The organism is Nostoc linckia z4, from assembly GCF_002608075.1.
Lineage (GTDB): Bacteria > Cyanobacteriota > Cyanobacteriia > Cyanobacteriales > Nostocaceae > Nostoc > Nostoc linckia.
In genome coordinates, this window is record NZ_LAHA01000104.1 from 1 (window position 1) to 15,590 (window position 15,590).

16 protein-coding genes, 1 tRNA gene and 1 pseudogene are annotated in these 15,590 nt (G+C 41.8%); 12 read left to right on the forward strand and 6 right to left on the reverse strand.

Going from position 1 to position 15,590, the window contains the following annotated elements; translation table 11 throughout:
* From VF06_RS41800 to VF06_RS37575, 7 genes and pseudogenes are all read left to right on the forward strand, one after another.
* Positions 1 to 319, forward strand: a pseudogene (locus VF06_RS41800) (hypothetical protein); the annotation flags it as partial.
* 5 nt (positions 320 to 324) lie between these two features.
* Positions 325 to 561 carry a hypothetical protein gene (locus VF06_RS37555; protein ID WP_099072773.1) on the forward strand — a complete coding sequence of 79 codons (237 nt, stop codon included), beginning with the start codon at positions 325 to 327 and terminating at the stop codon, positions 559 to 561.
* A complete protein-coding gene (locus VF06_RS39990; RefSeq protein ID WP_143861882.1) occupies positions 530 to 811 on the forward strand; it encodes a hypothetical protein in 282 nt (93 codons plus the stop codon). Before VF06_RS37555 ends, VF06_RS39990 begins: the two co-directional genes overlap by 32 nt.
* Positions 812 to 898: 87 nt before the next feature.
* Positions 899 to 1,417, forward strand: coding sequence for a hypothetical protein (locus VF06_RS37560; protein WP_099072772.1), 519 nt, complete (start codon positions 899 to 901; stop codon positions 1,415 to 1,417).
* A complete protein-coding gene (locus tag VF06_RS37565; protein ID WP_099072771.1) occupies positions 1,359 to 2,591 on the forward strand; it encodes a tyrosine-type recombinase/integrase in 1,233 nt (410 codons plus the stop codon). Before VF06_RS37560 ends, VF06_RS37565 begins: the two co-directional genes overlap by 59 nt.
* A 78-nt stretch (positions 2,592 to 2,669) precedes the next feature.
* Positions 2,670 to 4,505: a signal peptide peptidase SppA gene (gene sppA, locus VF06_RS37570; RefSeq protein ID WP_099072770.1), complete on the forward strand. Its 1,836-nt coding sequence runs from the start codon at positions 2,670 to 2,672 to the stop codon at positions 4,503 to 4,505.
* Positions 4,506 to 4,786: 281 nt separating this feature from the next.
* Entirely contained in the window at positions 4,787 to 5,566 is a 780-nt protein-coding gene (locus tag VF06_RS37575; RefSeq protein WP_099072513.1) for a hypothetical protein, read from the forward strand.
* 144 nt (positions 5,567 to 5,710) lie between these two features.
* Here VF06_RS37575 and VF06_RS37580 read toward each other — a convergent pair whose 3' ends face one another.
* Complete coding sequence (locus VF06_RS37580; protein WP_099072514.1) at positions 5,711 to 6,241, reverse strand: pentapeptide repeat-containing protein; 531 nt, start codon at positions 6,239 to 6,241, stop codon at positions 5,711 to 5,713.
* A 265-nt stretch (positions 6,242 to 6,506) separates the two neighbouring features.
* Between VF06_RS37580 and VF06_RS37585 the strand changes: the two genes are divergently transcribed.
* Positions 6,507 to 7,397 carry a hypothetical protein gene (locus VF06_RS37585; RefSeq protein WP_099072515.1) on the forward strand — a complete coding sequence of 297 codons (891 nt, stop codon included), beginning with the start codon at positions 6,507 to 6,509 and terminating at the stop codon, positions 7,395 to 7,397.
* Positions 7,398 to 7,831: 434 nt separating this feature from the next.
* On the opposite strand, the gene VF06_RS37590 is transcribed toward VF06_RS37585, so the two are convergent.
* The 3 genes from VF06_RS37590 to VF06_RS37600 form a co-directional block, all read right to left on the reverse strand.
* Positions 7,832 to 8,587: a class I SAM-dependent methyltransferase gene (locus tag VF06_RS37590; RefSeq protein WP_099072516.1), complete on the reverse strand. Its 756-nt coding sequence runs from the start codon at positions 8,585 to 8,587 to the stop codon at positions 7,832 to 7,834.
* 274 nt (positions 8,588 to 8,861) lie between these two features.
* On the reverse strand, positions 8,862 to 9,236 hold the full coding sequence (locus tag VF06_RS37595) for a response regulator (RefSeq protein ID WP_099072517.1): 375 nt from the start codon (positions 9,234 to 9,236) through the stop codon (positions 8,862 to 8,864).
* A 132-nt stretch (positions 9,237 to 9,368) separates the two neighbouring features.
* A complete protein-coding gene (locus VF06_RS37600) occupies positions 9,369 to 10,910 on the reverse strand; it encodes an ATP-binding response regulator (protein ID WP_099072518.1) in 1,542 nt (513 codons plus the stop codon).
* 355 nt (positions 10,911 to 11,265) lie between these two features.
* Between VF06_RS37600 and VF06_RS37605 the strand changes: the two genes are divergently transcribed.
* The 3 genes from VF06_RS37605 to VF06_RS37615 all read left to right on the forward strand — a co-directional run bounded on the left by VF06_RS37605 (position 11,266) and on the right by VF06_RS37615 (position 13,052).
* Positions 11,266 to 11,718: a cupin domain-containing protein gene (locus VF06_RS37605; RefSeq protein WP_099072519.1), complete on the forward strand. Its 453-nt coding sequence runs from the start codon at positions 11,266 to 11,268 to the stop codon at positions 11,716 to 11,718.
* Positions 11,719 to 11,931: 213 nt separating this feature from the next.
* Positions 11,932 to 12,456 (forward strand): hypothetical protein, encoded by a 525-nt coding sequence (locus VF06_RS37610; protein WP_099072520.1) that lies wholly within the window; start codon positions 11,932 to 11,934, stop codon positions 12,454 to 12,456.
* 110 nt (positions 12,457 to 12,566) lie between these two features.
* Positions 12,567 to 13,052 (forward strand): hypothetical protein, encoded by a 486-nt coding sequence (locus VF06_RS37615; RefSeq protein ID WP_099072521.1) that lies wholly within the window; start codon positions 12,567 to 12,569, stop codon positions 13,050 to 13,052.
* Between the two features lie 44 nt (positions 13,053 to 13,096).
* Here VF06_RS37615 and VF06_RS37620 read toward each other — a convergent pair whose 3' ends face one another.
* Positions 13,097 to 13,846 carry a cobalt-precorrin-6A reductase gene (locus VF06_RS37620; protein WP_099072524.1) on the reverse strand — a complete coding sequence of 250 codons (750 nt, stop codon included), beginning with the start codon at positions 13,844 to 13,846 and terminating at the stop codon, positions 13,097 to 13,099.
* Positions 13,847 to 14,091: 245 nt separating this feature from the next.
* Here VF06_RS37620 and VF06_RS37625 point away from each other — a divergent pair.
* Positions 14,092 to 14,165, forward strand: a tRNA-Val gene (locus tag VF06_RS37625).
* Positions 14,166 to 14,605: 440 nt separating this feature from the next.
* Here VF06_RS37625 and VF06_RS37635 read toward each other — a convergent pair.
* A complete protein-coding gene (locus VF06_RS37635; protein ID WP_099072522.1) occupies positions 14,606 to 15,106 on the reverse strand; it encodes an anthrone oxygenase family protein in 501 nt (166 codons plus the stop codon).
* Positions 15,107 to 15,590 lie beyond the last annotated feature (484 nt).

A 15,590-nucleotide genomic window follows, 5' to 3' on the forward strand; every position in this document is an offset into this window, starting at 1 on the left:
CATACCGCGAGATGAAAGCCGCACATACCGCGAGATGAAAGCCGCAACAGTTCGGTATGGTTCGACCATATTCCAACCATACACAGACAACGCGAACAAGCCCGAAAAATCGGCTGAAAATGCCCTCAAACCCGCTCCAGAAGCGGTTTGTGACGAAAATTTTTTAGATGGCGATCGCGTTCTTTGGCGGCTAATTCAGCGTTTTGGGGAGGGAAAAAGCGATAGCGCTCTGGTGACCGAGGTTCTCGGCTTCACTGGCAAACGCTACTCGGAGGGAGTAGTACTCCTGGAGCGGTTAAGAAAACAGTTTGGAGGGTAGACAAAATGAATAGTAATTTTCTGCTCACGTTCACTGCCACGGATAAGTATCAAGAGGAAAATTTTAAAATGAGCGGTGATGAAATTCAGGCACACTTCCCTAAGCAGCTAGAAATGCTTCAAAATTCACCGTGCAGCGCTGTTGCAATGCCAAATAAAAACGGCGACTGCACGGTCATTATCGAGAAAATCGAAAGCAGTTTGGGGATAAATGGACAATCAAACCATCATCGAACGGCTTGACTCACTGCAACTGCTTTGTGTATGTGAGATGCTCGCGATTTGTTTGAAGAGTTATGAGCCTCTGGATATGGAGGAAGACATGGAGGAGTTGGAAGTGTTTTGGGAGTTACCTGACGATGTGATTATTTACTGCTGCAACCTCACACGCTACCAGCAACTAAAATTTCTGGCTTCAATTGCTAACACCTTGGCAAAAGAAGAAGAAACTGCCAATTCTGCCATAGCTAAACAACTTGAGTTGCCTGTTTAACTCAAACGCGATCGCGGATGCGTTAACGCGATCGCACTTTCCCCCGCAAGGGACAGACTGGAGAGGTTAAAAGGGTTTGGAGTAAAAATGAGCGAGGGATACGATTTAGACTGCCGATGGTGCGACAGCAAAAATAACAGCGAAGAAGTGGAGTTTAGATGCGACGATTGGTACTGCCCAAGTTGCGGACAGTGGAATCGCCAACCGGATGAAGTTGATAAAAAACTTTGTTCTCTAGCTGAAAACTACGTGGAATATAACTACCAGGTTGGCAGTCGCAGTTATGCCTGGGAAGTAGAAGACGACGCCAGCAGCGACGACGTAAGTGTGGTAACAAGTGACCTCCGCCCCGACGATGGAGAAGACTATTCATGGCAGGAAGTGAAATCCTGCCAAATTCTTAGCAGTGAAATAAACGAACGCGACGACAACACTGGGGAATATTGCGTTGAAGTTAGCGTCTTGATTGCGACTGCTTCTGGTCGCAGAGACGACGAACCGTATGAAGACGCTTATGAGCATGTGACTCCAGATTTGCACATTATTTATGTCCACTTTGAATGTGACGAGGAGGGCGATTTCTGTGTCGTCGGCTTTGAGGAATGATGACAAATGGATTAGCTCAGACCCGCGAACAAAAAAACTAGTAATTCGTTTTTTCGTTCGCGGTTTTCCGAAGCAATTTTTTATTAGCAGTGGACTAGAAGATACCAAGCGCAATCGCGAAATAGTTCGTCTCCGCAGAGATGCAATAAAGAGTGACATTGCATTAGGACGATTTGACCATACCCTTGAAAGTTACCAGTTCAGGGCAGTGCAAAACGGAACTGGGGCATCATTAGCTAAGCAATCAGAAGTAAAGTATCAGCAGGACTTATATCAACTTTGGGAACGATTTTCTGAATTCCAGCGCACTCAAATTGAAGAAACAACTTTTTTGGGTACTTATAAAGGCATCGCTAGATTTATTAAAAAACTGCCAACTCATTCACTAGAAAAAACTCCAGAGATAAGAGACTGGTTATTAAGCAACACAACACAGCTTATGGCATGGCACAATCTCACTCATTTTCAACAATGTTGTGAGTGGGGTGTTCAGTCAGGTTTGATTCCGGACAATCCCTTTTTAAAAATGAAAATCCAGAATTTAAAACCTAAGAAAAAATCGACCAAAAATGATAACTACCGTGCATTTACTTTGCAACAGCGAGATATCATCATTCAAGCGTTTGAAGAACATAGCAATCATTGTTGTTATGCATCATTGATAAAATTTTTATTTTTCACTGGATGCCGACTTGGTGAAGCATTCGCTCTTACCTGGAATGACATTAACGACAATTGCACTCGTATTTCTATCAATAAATCGCGAAACATGCACGGCATACTCAAAGGTACTAAAAACGGTAAGAGTAGAGTTTTTCCTACTGCTAAAGGAAGCAGACTTCAAGAATTGCTGCAAGACATCAAGCCAGCAACATCTGTCTCTACCGACCTAATTTTTGAAAGTAAAACCGGCAGCCGGATGAACAGTATTATTCTCCATAATGTTTGGAACAAGTCAGTCAATCACTCTGGAGTAGTCAGAGAACTTGTAGAAGCTGGCAGGATTCCCTACTACCTTAGACCTTACGCTTGCCGTCACACCTTCGCTACGTGGGCGATTAGTAGCGGTGTTACCCCCGACAAAGTCGCTCTATGGATTGGGGATGAAGTTTTAACGGTTCTGCGTTACTACTGCCACCCGAACGTGGTTGATGCTGAGTGTCCTGATTTTTGATGCCGAGCAAGACAAGCTGCTACTTAAATGCTACTTATAAGGAAATGAATAAACCAGTAGTGAATAGATTTACAAGATATGACAAACTTTATTAAACAAACTTTGGCTAGTTTAGTTGGCACTGTACTAGGACTAATTGTTTTCTGTGGTTTGGGAACCACTGGACTGTTTTTGCTGCTGTTAGCTGCTACTTCCACTAAAGATACTGGGCCGGAAGTCAAAGATAAGTCAGTACTGGTTTTTAACTTATCGATGAAAATTACCGATGGCGAACCTAATTCTGGCGAATTCTTTCAAAATGCACTCTCAGGTGCAGCGGAGGAGAGAATAACGCTGCGTAAGGTCGTGGAAACTTTGGAAAAAGCGCGGCGCGATTCCCGAATTGTGGGTATCTATCTCGATGCTAGCCGTGACAGCGAAGCCAGTAATATCGGCTATGCTTCTCTCAAAGAAATCCGCAAAGCTTTAGAGGAATTCCGCGCATCTGGGAAAAAAATTATCGCCTATGGCAGTAATTGGAGCGAAAAGGAATATTATCTGAGTTCAACGGCAAATTCCATCGTCCTGAATCCCTTGGGATTGATGGAAATCAACGGTTTGAGTTCCCAATTGATGTTCTTAACCGGAGCATTACAGAAGTATGGTATCGGCGTTCAAGTGGTGCGGGTGGGGAAATTTAAGGGAGCCGTGGAACCGTTGATTCTTACAAAGCTGAGTCCAGAAAACCGCGAACAAACTCAGAAATTATTGGATGATGTTTGGGGAGAGTGGCGCGATGCTGTTGGTAGCAGTCGGAAAATTCAACCGCAACAATTACAAGCGATCGCAGATAATCAAGCTTTCTTACCAGCAACACAAGCAAAAAATAACGGTTTAGTAGACCAAGTAGCATACCCTGATGAAGTGGTAAGCGACCTGAAAAAGCTTACAGACAGCAACAAAGACGAAAAAACATTCCGGCAAATTAACTTCAATGATTACGCACAAGTTTCCGGCAAAACTTTGGGTGTAGAACGTAACTCCAAAAATAAAATCGCCGTTGTTTATGCTGAAGGCGATATTGTCGATGGCATAGGTGAAGATGGGCAAGTAGGAGGCGATCGCTTTGCCAAAATCTTCAACAGGCTGCGACAAGATGAAGATGTCAAAGCAGTTGTGCTGCGAATTAATAGCCCCGGTGGTAGCGCCACCGCCGCCGAAGTCATGCAGCGTGAAGTGAAATTAACTCGCCAACAAAAACCAGTAGTAGTATCAATGGGCGATACCGCCGCCTCCGGTGGTTATTGGATTGCTAGCGACTCCAACCGGATTTTTGCCGAACCCAATACAATTACAGGCTCAATAGGCGTGTTTGGGGTATTACTTAACGGGCAAAAACTGGCAAATGACAACGGTATCACCTGGGATTCAGTGAAAACCGGACGCTATGCAGATTCTCAAACAGCTTCCCGCCCGAAATCCCCCCAAGAACTAGCACTTTATCAGCGTAGCGTTGACCGGATTTACAACATGTTTCTCAATAAAGTTTCCCAAGGTCGCAAACTCCCAGAACAAAAAGTAGCAGAAATCGCCCAAGGACGAGTTTGGTCTGGTATCGCCGCCAAGGAAATTGGTTTAGTAGATGAAATTGGTGGTTTAAATGCTGCGATCGCTTATGCTGCTGAGGAAGCAAAACTCCAAGGAGATTGGGAATTACAAGAATATCCCCGTTTAAGTAGCTTCGGAGAACGCTTTTTTGGCAAAGCAACTCAAGAAGTACAGGAAACCTTGGGAATTGAGCCAACGCAAGCCAAAAAATCCAATCCCCTCACCAGCGAATTCCAAAAACTGCAACAAGAAATCCAAATTTTCCAAAAAATGAACGATCCACAGGGAATTTATGCCCGCTTACCTTTCAACTTGAAAATTGAGTAAATATCTATGGGGCATGGGGCAGGGGGCAGGGGAAAAGGTAAAAGGTTAAAGGGAAAAGGAATAAATTTAATCTTTCCCTTTTTCCCCTTACCCCTTTCCCCCTTTCCCTTTCCCCCTTACCCCTTTCCCCCTTTCCCTTTCCCCTTTTCCCTTTTTCCTTTCCCCTTGGCGAAGCCACCTCCCCCTAAGACAGCCTGTCAAAGATTTTTTAATTCTGTGGAGAAGATCGAGAAGGAATTACTTAGTGTAAATTACATTAAAGTCTTAAATGGAGATTGTCGATGCAACTTCTCGAATGTCCTCGTGTTGCAATCATCGCCGGAGAAAATGCGGTTCACGTTTCTCAACTACCCCCTACATGGCAAGAGATTGCGAGAGGAACCACGAGTGTCGGGCTTTCCGATCCCCAAACTTATGTGGAGATGGCACAGTTATTTCTATACAAATTAGAGCATGGTGACGTTGATTTATTTAGCGATCGCCCCCAACTAGCTCACTTAATACCGTCCTTTTCCCAAATCTTTACACAGTTGGCGTGGGAAACCCTGGAATTTTTTGCACAAGACTTTAAAAAAGATAGCTATCCCAATTTTGTAGAAATTCTCCAGGATGTGGAATCAAAGGGAATCGAGTATGCCCAGGAAGTAAAAGTAGCTCGTATTGGTATAGATTTATTCAATGAATTTGGTTACGAACTGCCTGCAAGTTTCTATGACGTACATTTAGCGCCAATTTATCGGGATCATGTTTTTGAAGAACGTGCCCTACGATTCGATCCCCGTGATATAGAACACAAGCGTGCTTGGGATGCCATACTCCATGCAGGCAAGGTATTTGCAATTCAAATGAAGGTGCAAAGTATTGCCTCGAAATATGGTTTTACTTATCAACATGGCTGTGGTTGCAACTCTCACCTCTCTTCCATCGATGTAGCGCGTGGGGCATTTGAGTATGAATTGAGTCCCGAAAAGCGCCAGCGATGGATTCGCAGTTTCATCTGGACTGCTTGGTATGAGTATGCATTTTTCGCGATCGTGCCGAATACTAGTTACTTAGTCTAAGAGGGACTGGGGACTGGGGAGATGGGGAGACAAGGGAGATGGGACAGAGGGGAAGGGGGCAGGGGGCAAGGGAGAATAATAACTCACCAGTCACCAGTTACCAGTTAACAGTCAACAATCAATACTCCCAATCTCCAATCCCCCCTACCCATTCTCATCCAAAATTGTCCCTTCAACATTGGCTCCTTCTAAATTGGTTCCGCTTAAATTTGCTTGGTTTAAGTCTGCTTCGCTAAGATTTGCCTGGGACAAGTCGGCTACGGTTAAGTCTGCGCCAGTTAATTCGGCTCCATTTAAATTTGCAGCGACTAAGCTTGCTTGTTGTAACTGTGCTTCAGTTAAGTTAGTTTCTATCAGCTTGGCAACTGTTAAATCAGCCTGACTCAAATTAGCTCCATCTAATGTTGCTCCATCTAAGATGGCTCCATCTAAGATGGCTCCAGTTAAGTTACTACCTGTGAGGTTGGCATCACTTAAATTTGCTCCATTTAAGTCGGCACCAACGAAACTAGTTTGTGCTAAGTTTGCGTGACTCAAATTAGCTCCGTCTAAGATGGCTTTATCTAAAATTGCGCCTTTGAGGTTAGCTTCCCTGAGGTTAGCTTCACTCAGGTTGACACCAGTAAAATCTCTGACACCTGCGGCATAATCTTTTAGGAGTTGTTCTGCTTTCATATCTGTTTTATGTCTGTTGCCGTGCTAAAAAACGTTGAATTGAAGCTACCCAGACAGGCAGAAATCCCCAGTACCCGCTACATATGAATATATTTGGTCGAGGGAAAGTGAATCACATTTGTTTAATATAGCAACTTTCAGCTATCGGTGCTACTACCTAGAGTAAGGAAGTATTTTCATACCAAGGACAGATGTTTAGGAATTATTTAAGCATTAGTGCAAAGCGATCGCTATACTCTATTGTGGTATTCCTCTGGCACAGGTTATGGCAAAACCAATTCGTATTCTTTTGCAGACTACGATTCCTACAACTGAAGATGATTGGAGCATTTTTCGTTTCTCGATGTTGCAAGATTATCTAGCATCAATTAAAGATGAAGCGGGAAATTCTTTATTTGAGGTTACAGGACGCGATTACGAGCCTAATGCAGTTGGTGGTGACCCAATATTAAGTACGCTTGAGAAATCAGATTTCGATCAACTTTGGCTATTTGCTTTAGATGTGGGTGATGGTTTAACTGAAAAGGATATCGCCGGAATTAATGCTTTTCGGCAACGTGGTGGTGGTATTCTAACAACACGCGATCATCAAGATATGGGTTGTTCGATGTGCAGTTTAATTGACATTGGTGATGTCCATTATTTCAACACAAAAAATCCCGATCCTGATGAATCTCGGTGGAACCGAGATGATTCCTATACAACTTATATTTCTTGGCCTAATTATCATTCTGGAGCTAACGGCGATTATCAAAAAATTACCATTCTTGAACCAATTCACGAACTTGTGAAAAATCCCAATTCTCCTGTGGGACATATCGAATTTTTTCCCGCGCATCCCCATGAAGGCGGTATTGGTGCGCCTTTAAGTAATACAAATGCACGGGTAATCGCTTTAGGAAAAAGTTTAATTACTAATCGTAACTTCAACTTAATTGTTGTCATTGAACATCATCAAGATGCACAAGGAAATATATTAGGACGAGCAGTAGCTAATTCCAGTTTCCACCATTTAGTTGATTACAACTGGGATATTACCAAAGGCTGTCCCTCCTTTGTCGATGAACCACCAGGAGATGGTATGAAAACAGAGCCACGCGCTTTGGAAGATATCAAAACCTATGTGCGGAATGTCGCTTTTTGGTTAGCAAGTTAAACAACAATACCTCTGGTGAAATTTTAGATTTTGGATTTTGGATTTTGGATTTTGGATTGAAGATTCAAAATCCAAATTTAAAATTAGTCATTAGTTATTAGGACTTATATTACGCAACGCCGATATTGTCATTGCGACCGAAACGGAGTGTAGGGAAGCAATCCCAGCGTCAGGGGGGATTACTTCTCTATCGCTCGTAATGACGGAATTACGTTATTTTTGCGTAAGTCCTGGTTATTAGTCATTGGTCAATAGTCATTAACTAAATTTTGGGCTTTTTTGTCCCCCGGTTCTATAAACACTTTTTGACAGCGCTTTTCATCTATTTGAACCACAATTAATGGTAGGGGCGAACAACCGTTCGCCCCTACTGTTGATGGTTCACAGTTAACGGTCAACTGTTTAATCGGAATATTTTATTTTTTGCAGTTACCTTATTTTTTACCCTCATTCCCTTTCACACACTCAATACCAATTATGGGTACGCAGTCAATAAAATCTTGCCAGAACTCTTGACCAAATTCTTCCACACCTTGAGGAGAAACTATTGGTTTTTGCCAATTAACTTCTTGGAAACCAACACTCCGAAATGCCCATTCATAAGTTTCTGTGCTGAGATAATAGTTATCAAAGCTGAATTTCTGCCCATTACCATAGATTGTATATGTTATGGGTGTACCTTCTATGAGTGGTGAGTTGATACTTTTAATAAATCCATATTTTTCTGTTGCCAGATAAGAGGTAGGTGGCTGAGAAGCATTGTTATTCATGGTCACAAAACGACCACCTGGTTTCAGGTTAATAAATATGTTGTGACACATTTTGAGTAATTCTTCTCTGGTTTGAGCATAGTTTAAGAGAAAGGAAGCCGCTACCAAATCAAAATTGCCAATTTTGCCGAGTTCGAGTACATCCGCAAGTATATATTCAATGCCTTGGGGTTGCGTAGCTTCTTCTCGTCTTGCGAGTTCAATCATTTTTTCAGAAATTTCTACTCCTATTACTTTTGCTGCACCTTGGAGTTGGAATTGTCTGGTATAAAATCCTTCGCCACAAGCTAAATCAAGAATTGATTTGTTAGCTAAATTTCCAAGCAAATGAAAGTATGTATATGCTTCAATATGTAAGCGAAAGGGCAATTGTTTGGATTTTTTATACTGCTCGGCTATGGAATCATAATAGGCTGTCATTGATATCTGCTCAATTTATAAAATGTTTGTACTAATTTAGTAAGAATTCAGCACTCAGGAGCCAGAATTCAGAATTTATAAGGAATTTAGTATAACTAGTATGATTTAATAATCAAGAGAATACTTGATTATTGAACTATTCTGACTCCTGAATTCTGACTCCTGAATCCTTACCTAATTTATAACAGGCAAGAGGCAATAGGCTTAAAAGTCTTTTGGTGTCAGGGTTTGACTATCAGTTTATGTCCTAACGTACCTGTTAACTGGTTTATAATTAGCCCCAACCCAATGCTTCACTGATTTGTCCTGCGAGTTTCAGGGGACGAAAAGGTTTGGCAAAGACAGCAGCTACATCCAAGCCTGTAAAGCTATCTCGATCTGAGTCCTGAACTTTAGCAGTTAGTAAAATTACTGGAATTGAATGAGTGACAGGGTTAGCCTTGAGTTGTTGGAGAGTGGCACGGCCATCCATATCAGGCATCATCATATCTAATAAAATAACATCGAGTTTAAAGTTGCTAGCTACCTTCAACGCTTCTTGACCAGAACAAGCGGTCAACACGTTCCAACCAGCACCCATTTCTAATCCCAATTTGGCGATCGCCTGCACATCTTCTTCATCATCAACAATTAAAATACTTCTGTTCATAGTGTCACTTTCGCATGATATGTGATGCTGGTTAGCTTGACCGTTCTGGAATTATTCTAAAATGCGATGGGGGAAAAGTAGGGTAATCTTGGTTATTAGTCATTTGTCATTAGTGAAAACCAATGCCAATGACTAGCCAGCTAAAGGTAACAGTACATAAAATGTACTACCTTGTCCTAAGGTACTCTGAACCCAGATTTTACCGTTGTGTTGCTGCACAATATTCCGACAAATGGCAAGTCCTAAACCCGTTCCTCCTTTGTTGCGAGAATCAGATGCATCTACCTGCTGAAAACGCTCGAAAATAATTTGTAATTTATCTTCGGGAATTCCTCGTCCCTCATCTTGGATGGTAATTAAAACATAGTTGGGTGAGGAAGTCAGGGAATTGTGACTTTCTTCTCCATCAACGGTTTTTGATTCCGAGAGAATGGCACTAATCCACACGCGATCGCCTGGTTCGGAAAATTTAATAGCATTACTGAGTAAATTTGTCAATGTTTGAATCAGGCGATCGTCATCTGCCCAAAGTTCAATTGTCAAAGGATTGACAATTAATTGGACTTGTAATTTATCTGCCATTGCTTGCATTGCTTCCGTTGCCGTAATTAGCAAATCGGCGAGATTGCACTTGGCATTTCGCATGAAGATTTTCCCGGATTTCATCCGCTCTAAATCGAGAATATCGTTCACCAAGCGCATCAGGCGTTCAGTATTAGTAGTGGCAATGCTTAAGACTTTTTGTCCTTGTGGGGTGAGAGTTCCTAGTTGTCCTGCACCCAACAAATCTAATGCTCCCATAGTGGAAGTTAAAGGTGTACGCAATTCATGGCTGACTAAAGAGATAAATTCGTTTTCTAGACGTTTGCGTTCGGTGATGTCATTGGCAATTAATAAAGCACAAGGGACTCCGGCTAAGTCAATCAATTCGATAGATATTAATATGGTTTTGAGTTCGCCAGATTTAGTAGAAAATTCAAATTCTTGATTGTAAAGTGAGCCGGTTTCCGGCAAAAGTTGGATTTTTTGGGCAAATGCTACTGTATTTTTTCCTAAATCCAGTTCAGCAGCAGTGTGTCCGATTACTTCTTCCAGAGAATAGCCGCTAATTTTTAAGAAACTGGCATTGACATCAAGAAAACGAGCTTCAGAAACCGTAGCGATGGCGATTGGGTTAGGACTAGAGCGAAAAACTATAGCAAACTTTTCTTCGGCTTTAGTGCGATCGCGGATTTCTTGCTGCAACTGTTGATTTTGCGCTTGGAGTTGTTGTTGCAATTGCCGAATCGTCAAATGATTTTCAATGCGTGCTAAAACCTCTTCTAATTGAAAAGGCTTAGTGATGTAGTCTACTCCCCCGACTGCAAAAGCCTTGATTTTATCTAGCACATCACCCAAAGCACTGATAAAAATTACCGGGATATCGCGAGTGCGATCGCTTGCCTTTAAATTTTGGCAGACTTCATAGCCATTCATCTCAGGCATATTCACATCCAACAAAATCAAGTCCGGAGGAACTGCATTTGCTCCCCGTAAACCCGTAGAACCTTTAGTAACACTCCTTACTTTATATCCCTGCTCCGTCAGCATAGCAGATAGAAGGTTGAGGTTTTCTGGTGTGTCATCAATTACTAAAATGTCAGCTTTCGGGAATTTGAGTGATTGGTTAAGCATCACAATATAGACTTTCGCCAGAATAAGGTAACTCCAAAAAATCAATTATTCCCCTTGGGGTCGTTGACCCTTCAACTCTGCTCAGCCTTGACCCTGACCGGAGTCGAAGCCTTGACTGTTCACTGTCAACAGTTAACAGTCTCCTGTGGAATATTTTTTTACTTGGAAGTCCCTAAATTACTCATTATTTCTAGAAATTTTTATGTTAGTTCAGTTTCTTAATAATCAGTTACAAAAAAAATATCCATTACCCAATTGTCTCCCCTAGTTCTCCCCGATTAATTACTAATCTAATAAACATCAAATCAAATTTGTAGCTGATATCTACTAAATTACACAACAAGGAATAGCTTATATGCAAACTTCTACTATGCGTAAACCAATTATTCTCACACCAGGAGAAGGCAATCAATTTTCAGTCCTTGGCTCACATTTTACAACCAAAGCAACTGGTGAAGAAACAAATGGAACTTGGGCTGTTTATGAGATTACAGATACACAAGAAAATGGCCCGCCACTACATACTCACCCTTGGGAAGAAGCTTTTTATATTCTAGAAGGTGAAGTAGACATCCAAATTGGTACAGAAACAATTTTGGCATCACCAGGCTGTTTCGTTAATATTCCTCACAATGCACCACACGCCTTTAAAGTTCGCTCTGCCACTACTAAATTCTTAGCTTTAATTGCACCCAAAGGAGCGAAAAAGTTTTATGAAGAAATGGGTGAAGTAGCAGATAGCCCAGTAATAAACATGGAAAAAATCGAACCTGTTTTCCACAAATACGGATTGCAGTTTGCTGGATAAATTGAAAACTGCATCAACTAAGCAGATATATAGCAAGCAAGTTGTTTGAAAGTCTTTCTTGTATTAGTTTATCTCCTCAACTATGCTTCTGCTGATATCAGAAAATTCTGACTCCTGAATTCTGACTCCTGACTCCTGACTCCTGACTCCTGAATTCTTGTTCATAAATCCATTCCTAAAAATTCGTATCTACTCAATCAGCAACTCAATATTATGTCAAAAGCTACTCGTTTCTTCGCTGCTAGTGCCTTCGGTTTAAGCCTCAGTGCCAGCCTTGTTTTTTACCCAAGTACCAGTCAAGCAGGTAACAATGCTGGAGTGCCTACAGAACTCCAAGGTGAATGGCGGTACGGTCGAATTTCTTCCATTCAATACCAAGACAGCTACACAGGACGGCCAGCGGCCCCCAACGGTTCTAGCGATCAATTTCAACTCGCCTCTAACGGTAACTACCAGCGAAGGAGGCTGATTCAAATCACCACCTACAACTGCTCGTCTAATTTGTATATAGAAGAAAAAGGGAAAGTTAAAGTCGAGTCTGGGTTGATGACTTTCCAACCAAGCGAAAGCGTATCTCAAGGGCAAATCTGCAATAGCGGGCGCACCTATTCCAGTCGCAATTCAGCAAAGCCGGAAACCTATCAATGGTCGATTCAAACCAATGACTACGGGCAACAAGTTCTCGTCCTTGAAACTACTGATGGACAGGGTAAAGCTCATTACGGGCGTCCTCAATAGAAGCGCATCGCTACACTTCCCTACAAAAGTGAAATTTTGTCGGATTTTTCTCCCCTAGTTTTCCCCTATTTTCTCGTAATCTACAAACATATCAAACAGAGGTTATTTATATGATTCACCATATTTCCATTGCTGTTAAAAATCCCAACCATGTTGCTCAAGTTCTAGCAGAAATTTTAAAAGCACAAGCTGTTGCTTTTCCACCTAACCCAGGCAGTTATATAGTGATACCTTTCGACCAACATGGTACAGCCATTGAACTTTATCCTTTAGGTTCTCAAATCGAGCCTGGTGAAGGCGATGAACAATGTGTATTTGTACATACTCCTATTAGTTCGAGATTTACAGATATTCATGCAGCTATTTCTGTACCAATTACTCAGGAAGAAATTGAACAAATTGGTGTCCGTGAAGGCTGGCGCGTAGTGCGCTGTAACCGGGATTCATTCTTTGATGTGATTGAATTCTGGGTGGAAAACAGATTAATGATTGAATTTCTAACACCAGAAATGGCCTCTGTGTATTTGAAATTTGCCACTCAAAAAGAAAATCTCAAATATTTCTTACCAGAATCAGCATTAGCAACAGTTGGATAGAAGATTGTTAACTGTTGACTGTGAACCGTCAACAGTCAACAATCTCAAATAGAATAATTGATTTTTTGGAATACCCACGCCAAAGCATCATCAACATTAGTCACATAATTTCCTGGTGGTATGGGTGGACGATTCACCATAACAACTTTCACCTCAAGTTCTCGTGCGGCAATGATTTTGGCGTAGGTTGCATCACCACCACTATTTTTACTAACTATGGTATCGATGTTGTGTTGAATCAAGATTTCCCTTTCATTTTGGAGGGTAAAAGGGCCGCGATCGCACAATAACATCCCCGGTGGCACTAAAGCATCAGGAGCAGGAGGGTCAATCATCCGCATTAAAAACCAAATATCTTTGAGGTGAGCGAAAGCGGCGAGTTCTTGCCTACCAACTGTCAAAAAGACTCGCTGTGCTTGGTTTTGCAACACTGTTGCTGCGGCTGCAACGCTATCAACTTCAATCCAGCGATCGTCATTTACTTTTTCCCAAGGCGGACGAATTAACATCAGATGGGGTACTCGCACTTTGGTTGCAGCATCTACAGCATTCCAAGAAATCTGGGTAGCAAAAGGATGGGTTGCATCAATGAGTAAATCAATTTGCATAACTTCCAGATAACTAACCAATCCAGCTACACCACCGAAGCCGCCAACCCGCAAATCACCCAAAGGAAGTAATGGTTCGCGAGTCCGGCCAGCTAAAGATGTAATTATTTCTACACTTTCTATAGTCGCGAGTCTAGCAGCTAGTTCTGCTGCATCTCCCGTTCCGCCCAGAATTAAAACGCGCATCATAGAGGTGGAATTTTTGCCAAAATGCCCTTTTTGAAAGCCTGTGGAGGTTCTGACCAAGACAATATAACTAACACACTCCAGTACCGCAGACGCAGTAAGAGTTCCCCCTGGTAGCTGACCCCCAGCAGAACCTAATAGCCTTAACAATCATATAGTAGGGTCTAATTTGACTGAAATCGTCTAGATTTTTTATTTTGCTTTTTGAGAGATTTATGTGTTAATATAGATAATTGTGTGGATAAGGACGTATAGCTCAGTTGGTTAGAGCGCTACGTTGACATCGTAGAGGTCACTGGTTCGAATCCAGTTACGTCCATTTTTGAGAGAGGCTGTTTTAAAATTCAAAGTGTGACTTTACCCATAAGTTTGCCGCAACGGCAAAGCTATGCTTCCAATTTTCCATCTGTAGAGAAAGAAGCTAACTAAGTCTACCCTTTTAAGTTTAATAGCTTTACACTCCAATTTCACGTCGTGTTTCATTTAAAGCAGCACGAACTTGTATGTAATGGAAATATCCAGAATGAGTCATTATTTCAGACACACGAGCTTCTGAAGGGTAAATTTAAGTACAGGTTTACCAATATCATCGTTTATATTTGATAATAGTTGTGAACCCGCCCCTACTAAATGCGGTTGAATTTCAAGCAAAGATTCAAAATGGTTTAATTCAGATTCCTCACTCATGAGTACAAACAAGAACTTGGTGAAGGAGATGATATTAAGGTAATTGTTTTAGTAAAGCAAATGCCCCACAACTTATTGCACTGTTTTCTCGCAGAGGGCGATGGTGAGTAATGCTGCTGCCCCAAAGGCTGCTATTGTCCGGACATGGTTCCAGAGTGTCCAGTTAGTCAGATATCTAGCCCATAGATTTGCACCTTCAGTAGTATCTGGTTTGGCTATGGCCAGAGCATCATTCAGTGGGACATTGAAGACGATAGTTACTAGAATCGTGCCAATCAAGTATAGTAAACTACCAGTTAGTAAGTATGTAGCACCAGGTTGATGCCACTTCAACAGTGAACCTATGGCCAGAAATAGGCAAGCCAAAGCGGTTCCAAACAGCGCCGTCATAAATAACGGATTGATGACTGTGATATTGATCGATTGCATAGCAATAATGCCTTCTTTGGGCTGGAGCCGAGCAAGTGCGCTCATGACAAAAGTTGAGAAGGCAAAGAAGACTCCTGCAACTAATCCGCAACCCAAGGCTGTGAAAAGTTTTAATGCAAAAGGTAGCTGGTGAACAATTGTCATAAATCCCCCTATAGAAAGATGACTAATTAGCAAAGTTATTATTTTTGTTTACCACCCCTTCTGGGCGGGAGTCATATCAATAAATGAAATTGCGTAATTTATTCTCTGGAAGTTGGCAACGCCAATAAATGTGCCATACTTCTTGGGAATTGAATTAATTTTCTTTACATTAAAAGACAATTTATTTTCTAGCTATTTGATTTTTGTGCAACTAGCAAAATCTTGCGATTAGTTTTCAAAAGTTTTGAATAACGTTGAAGAAGAATACAGAATACAGAATTCAGAATTCAGAATCAAGACGCTCTCTACGAGACGCTACGCGTAGCTTGCTTAAGAGCAGGGGTACGCGGACACGGCTTAGCTGCGCTATCAGTGGGGGATTCCGACCCGCCATTGATTGTTCGCGTAGCGTCTCCCCTTGGGAGAAGACCACCAAATTGAAAATTTGGTGGGGGTCTTAAACCCACTTATTCAGACGCTCCTA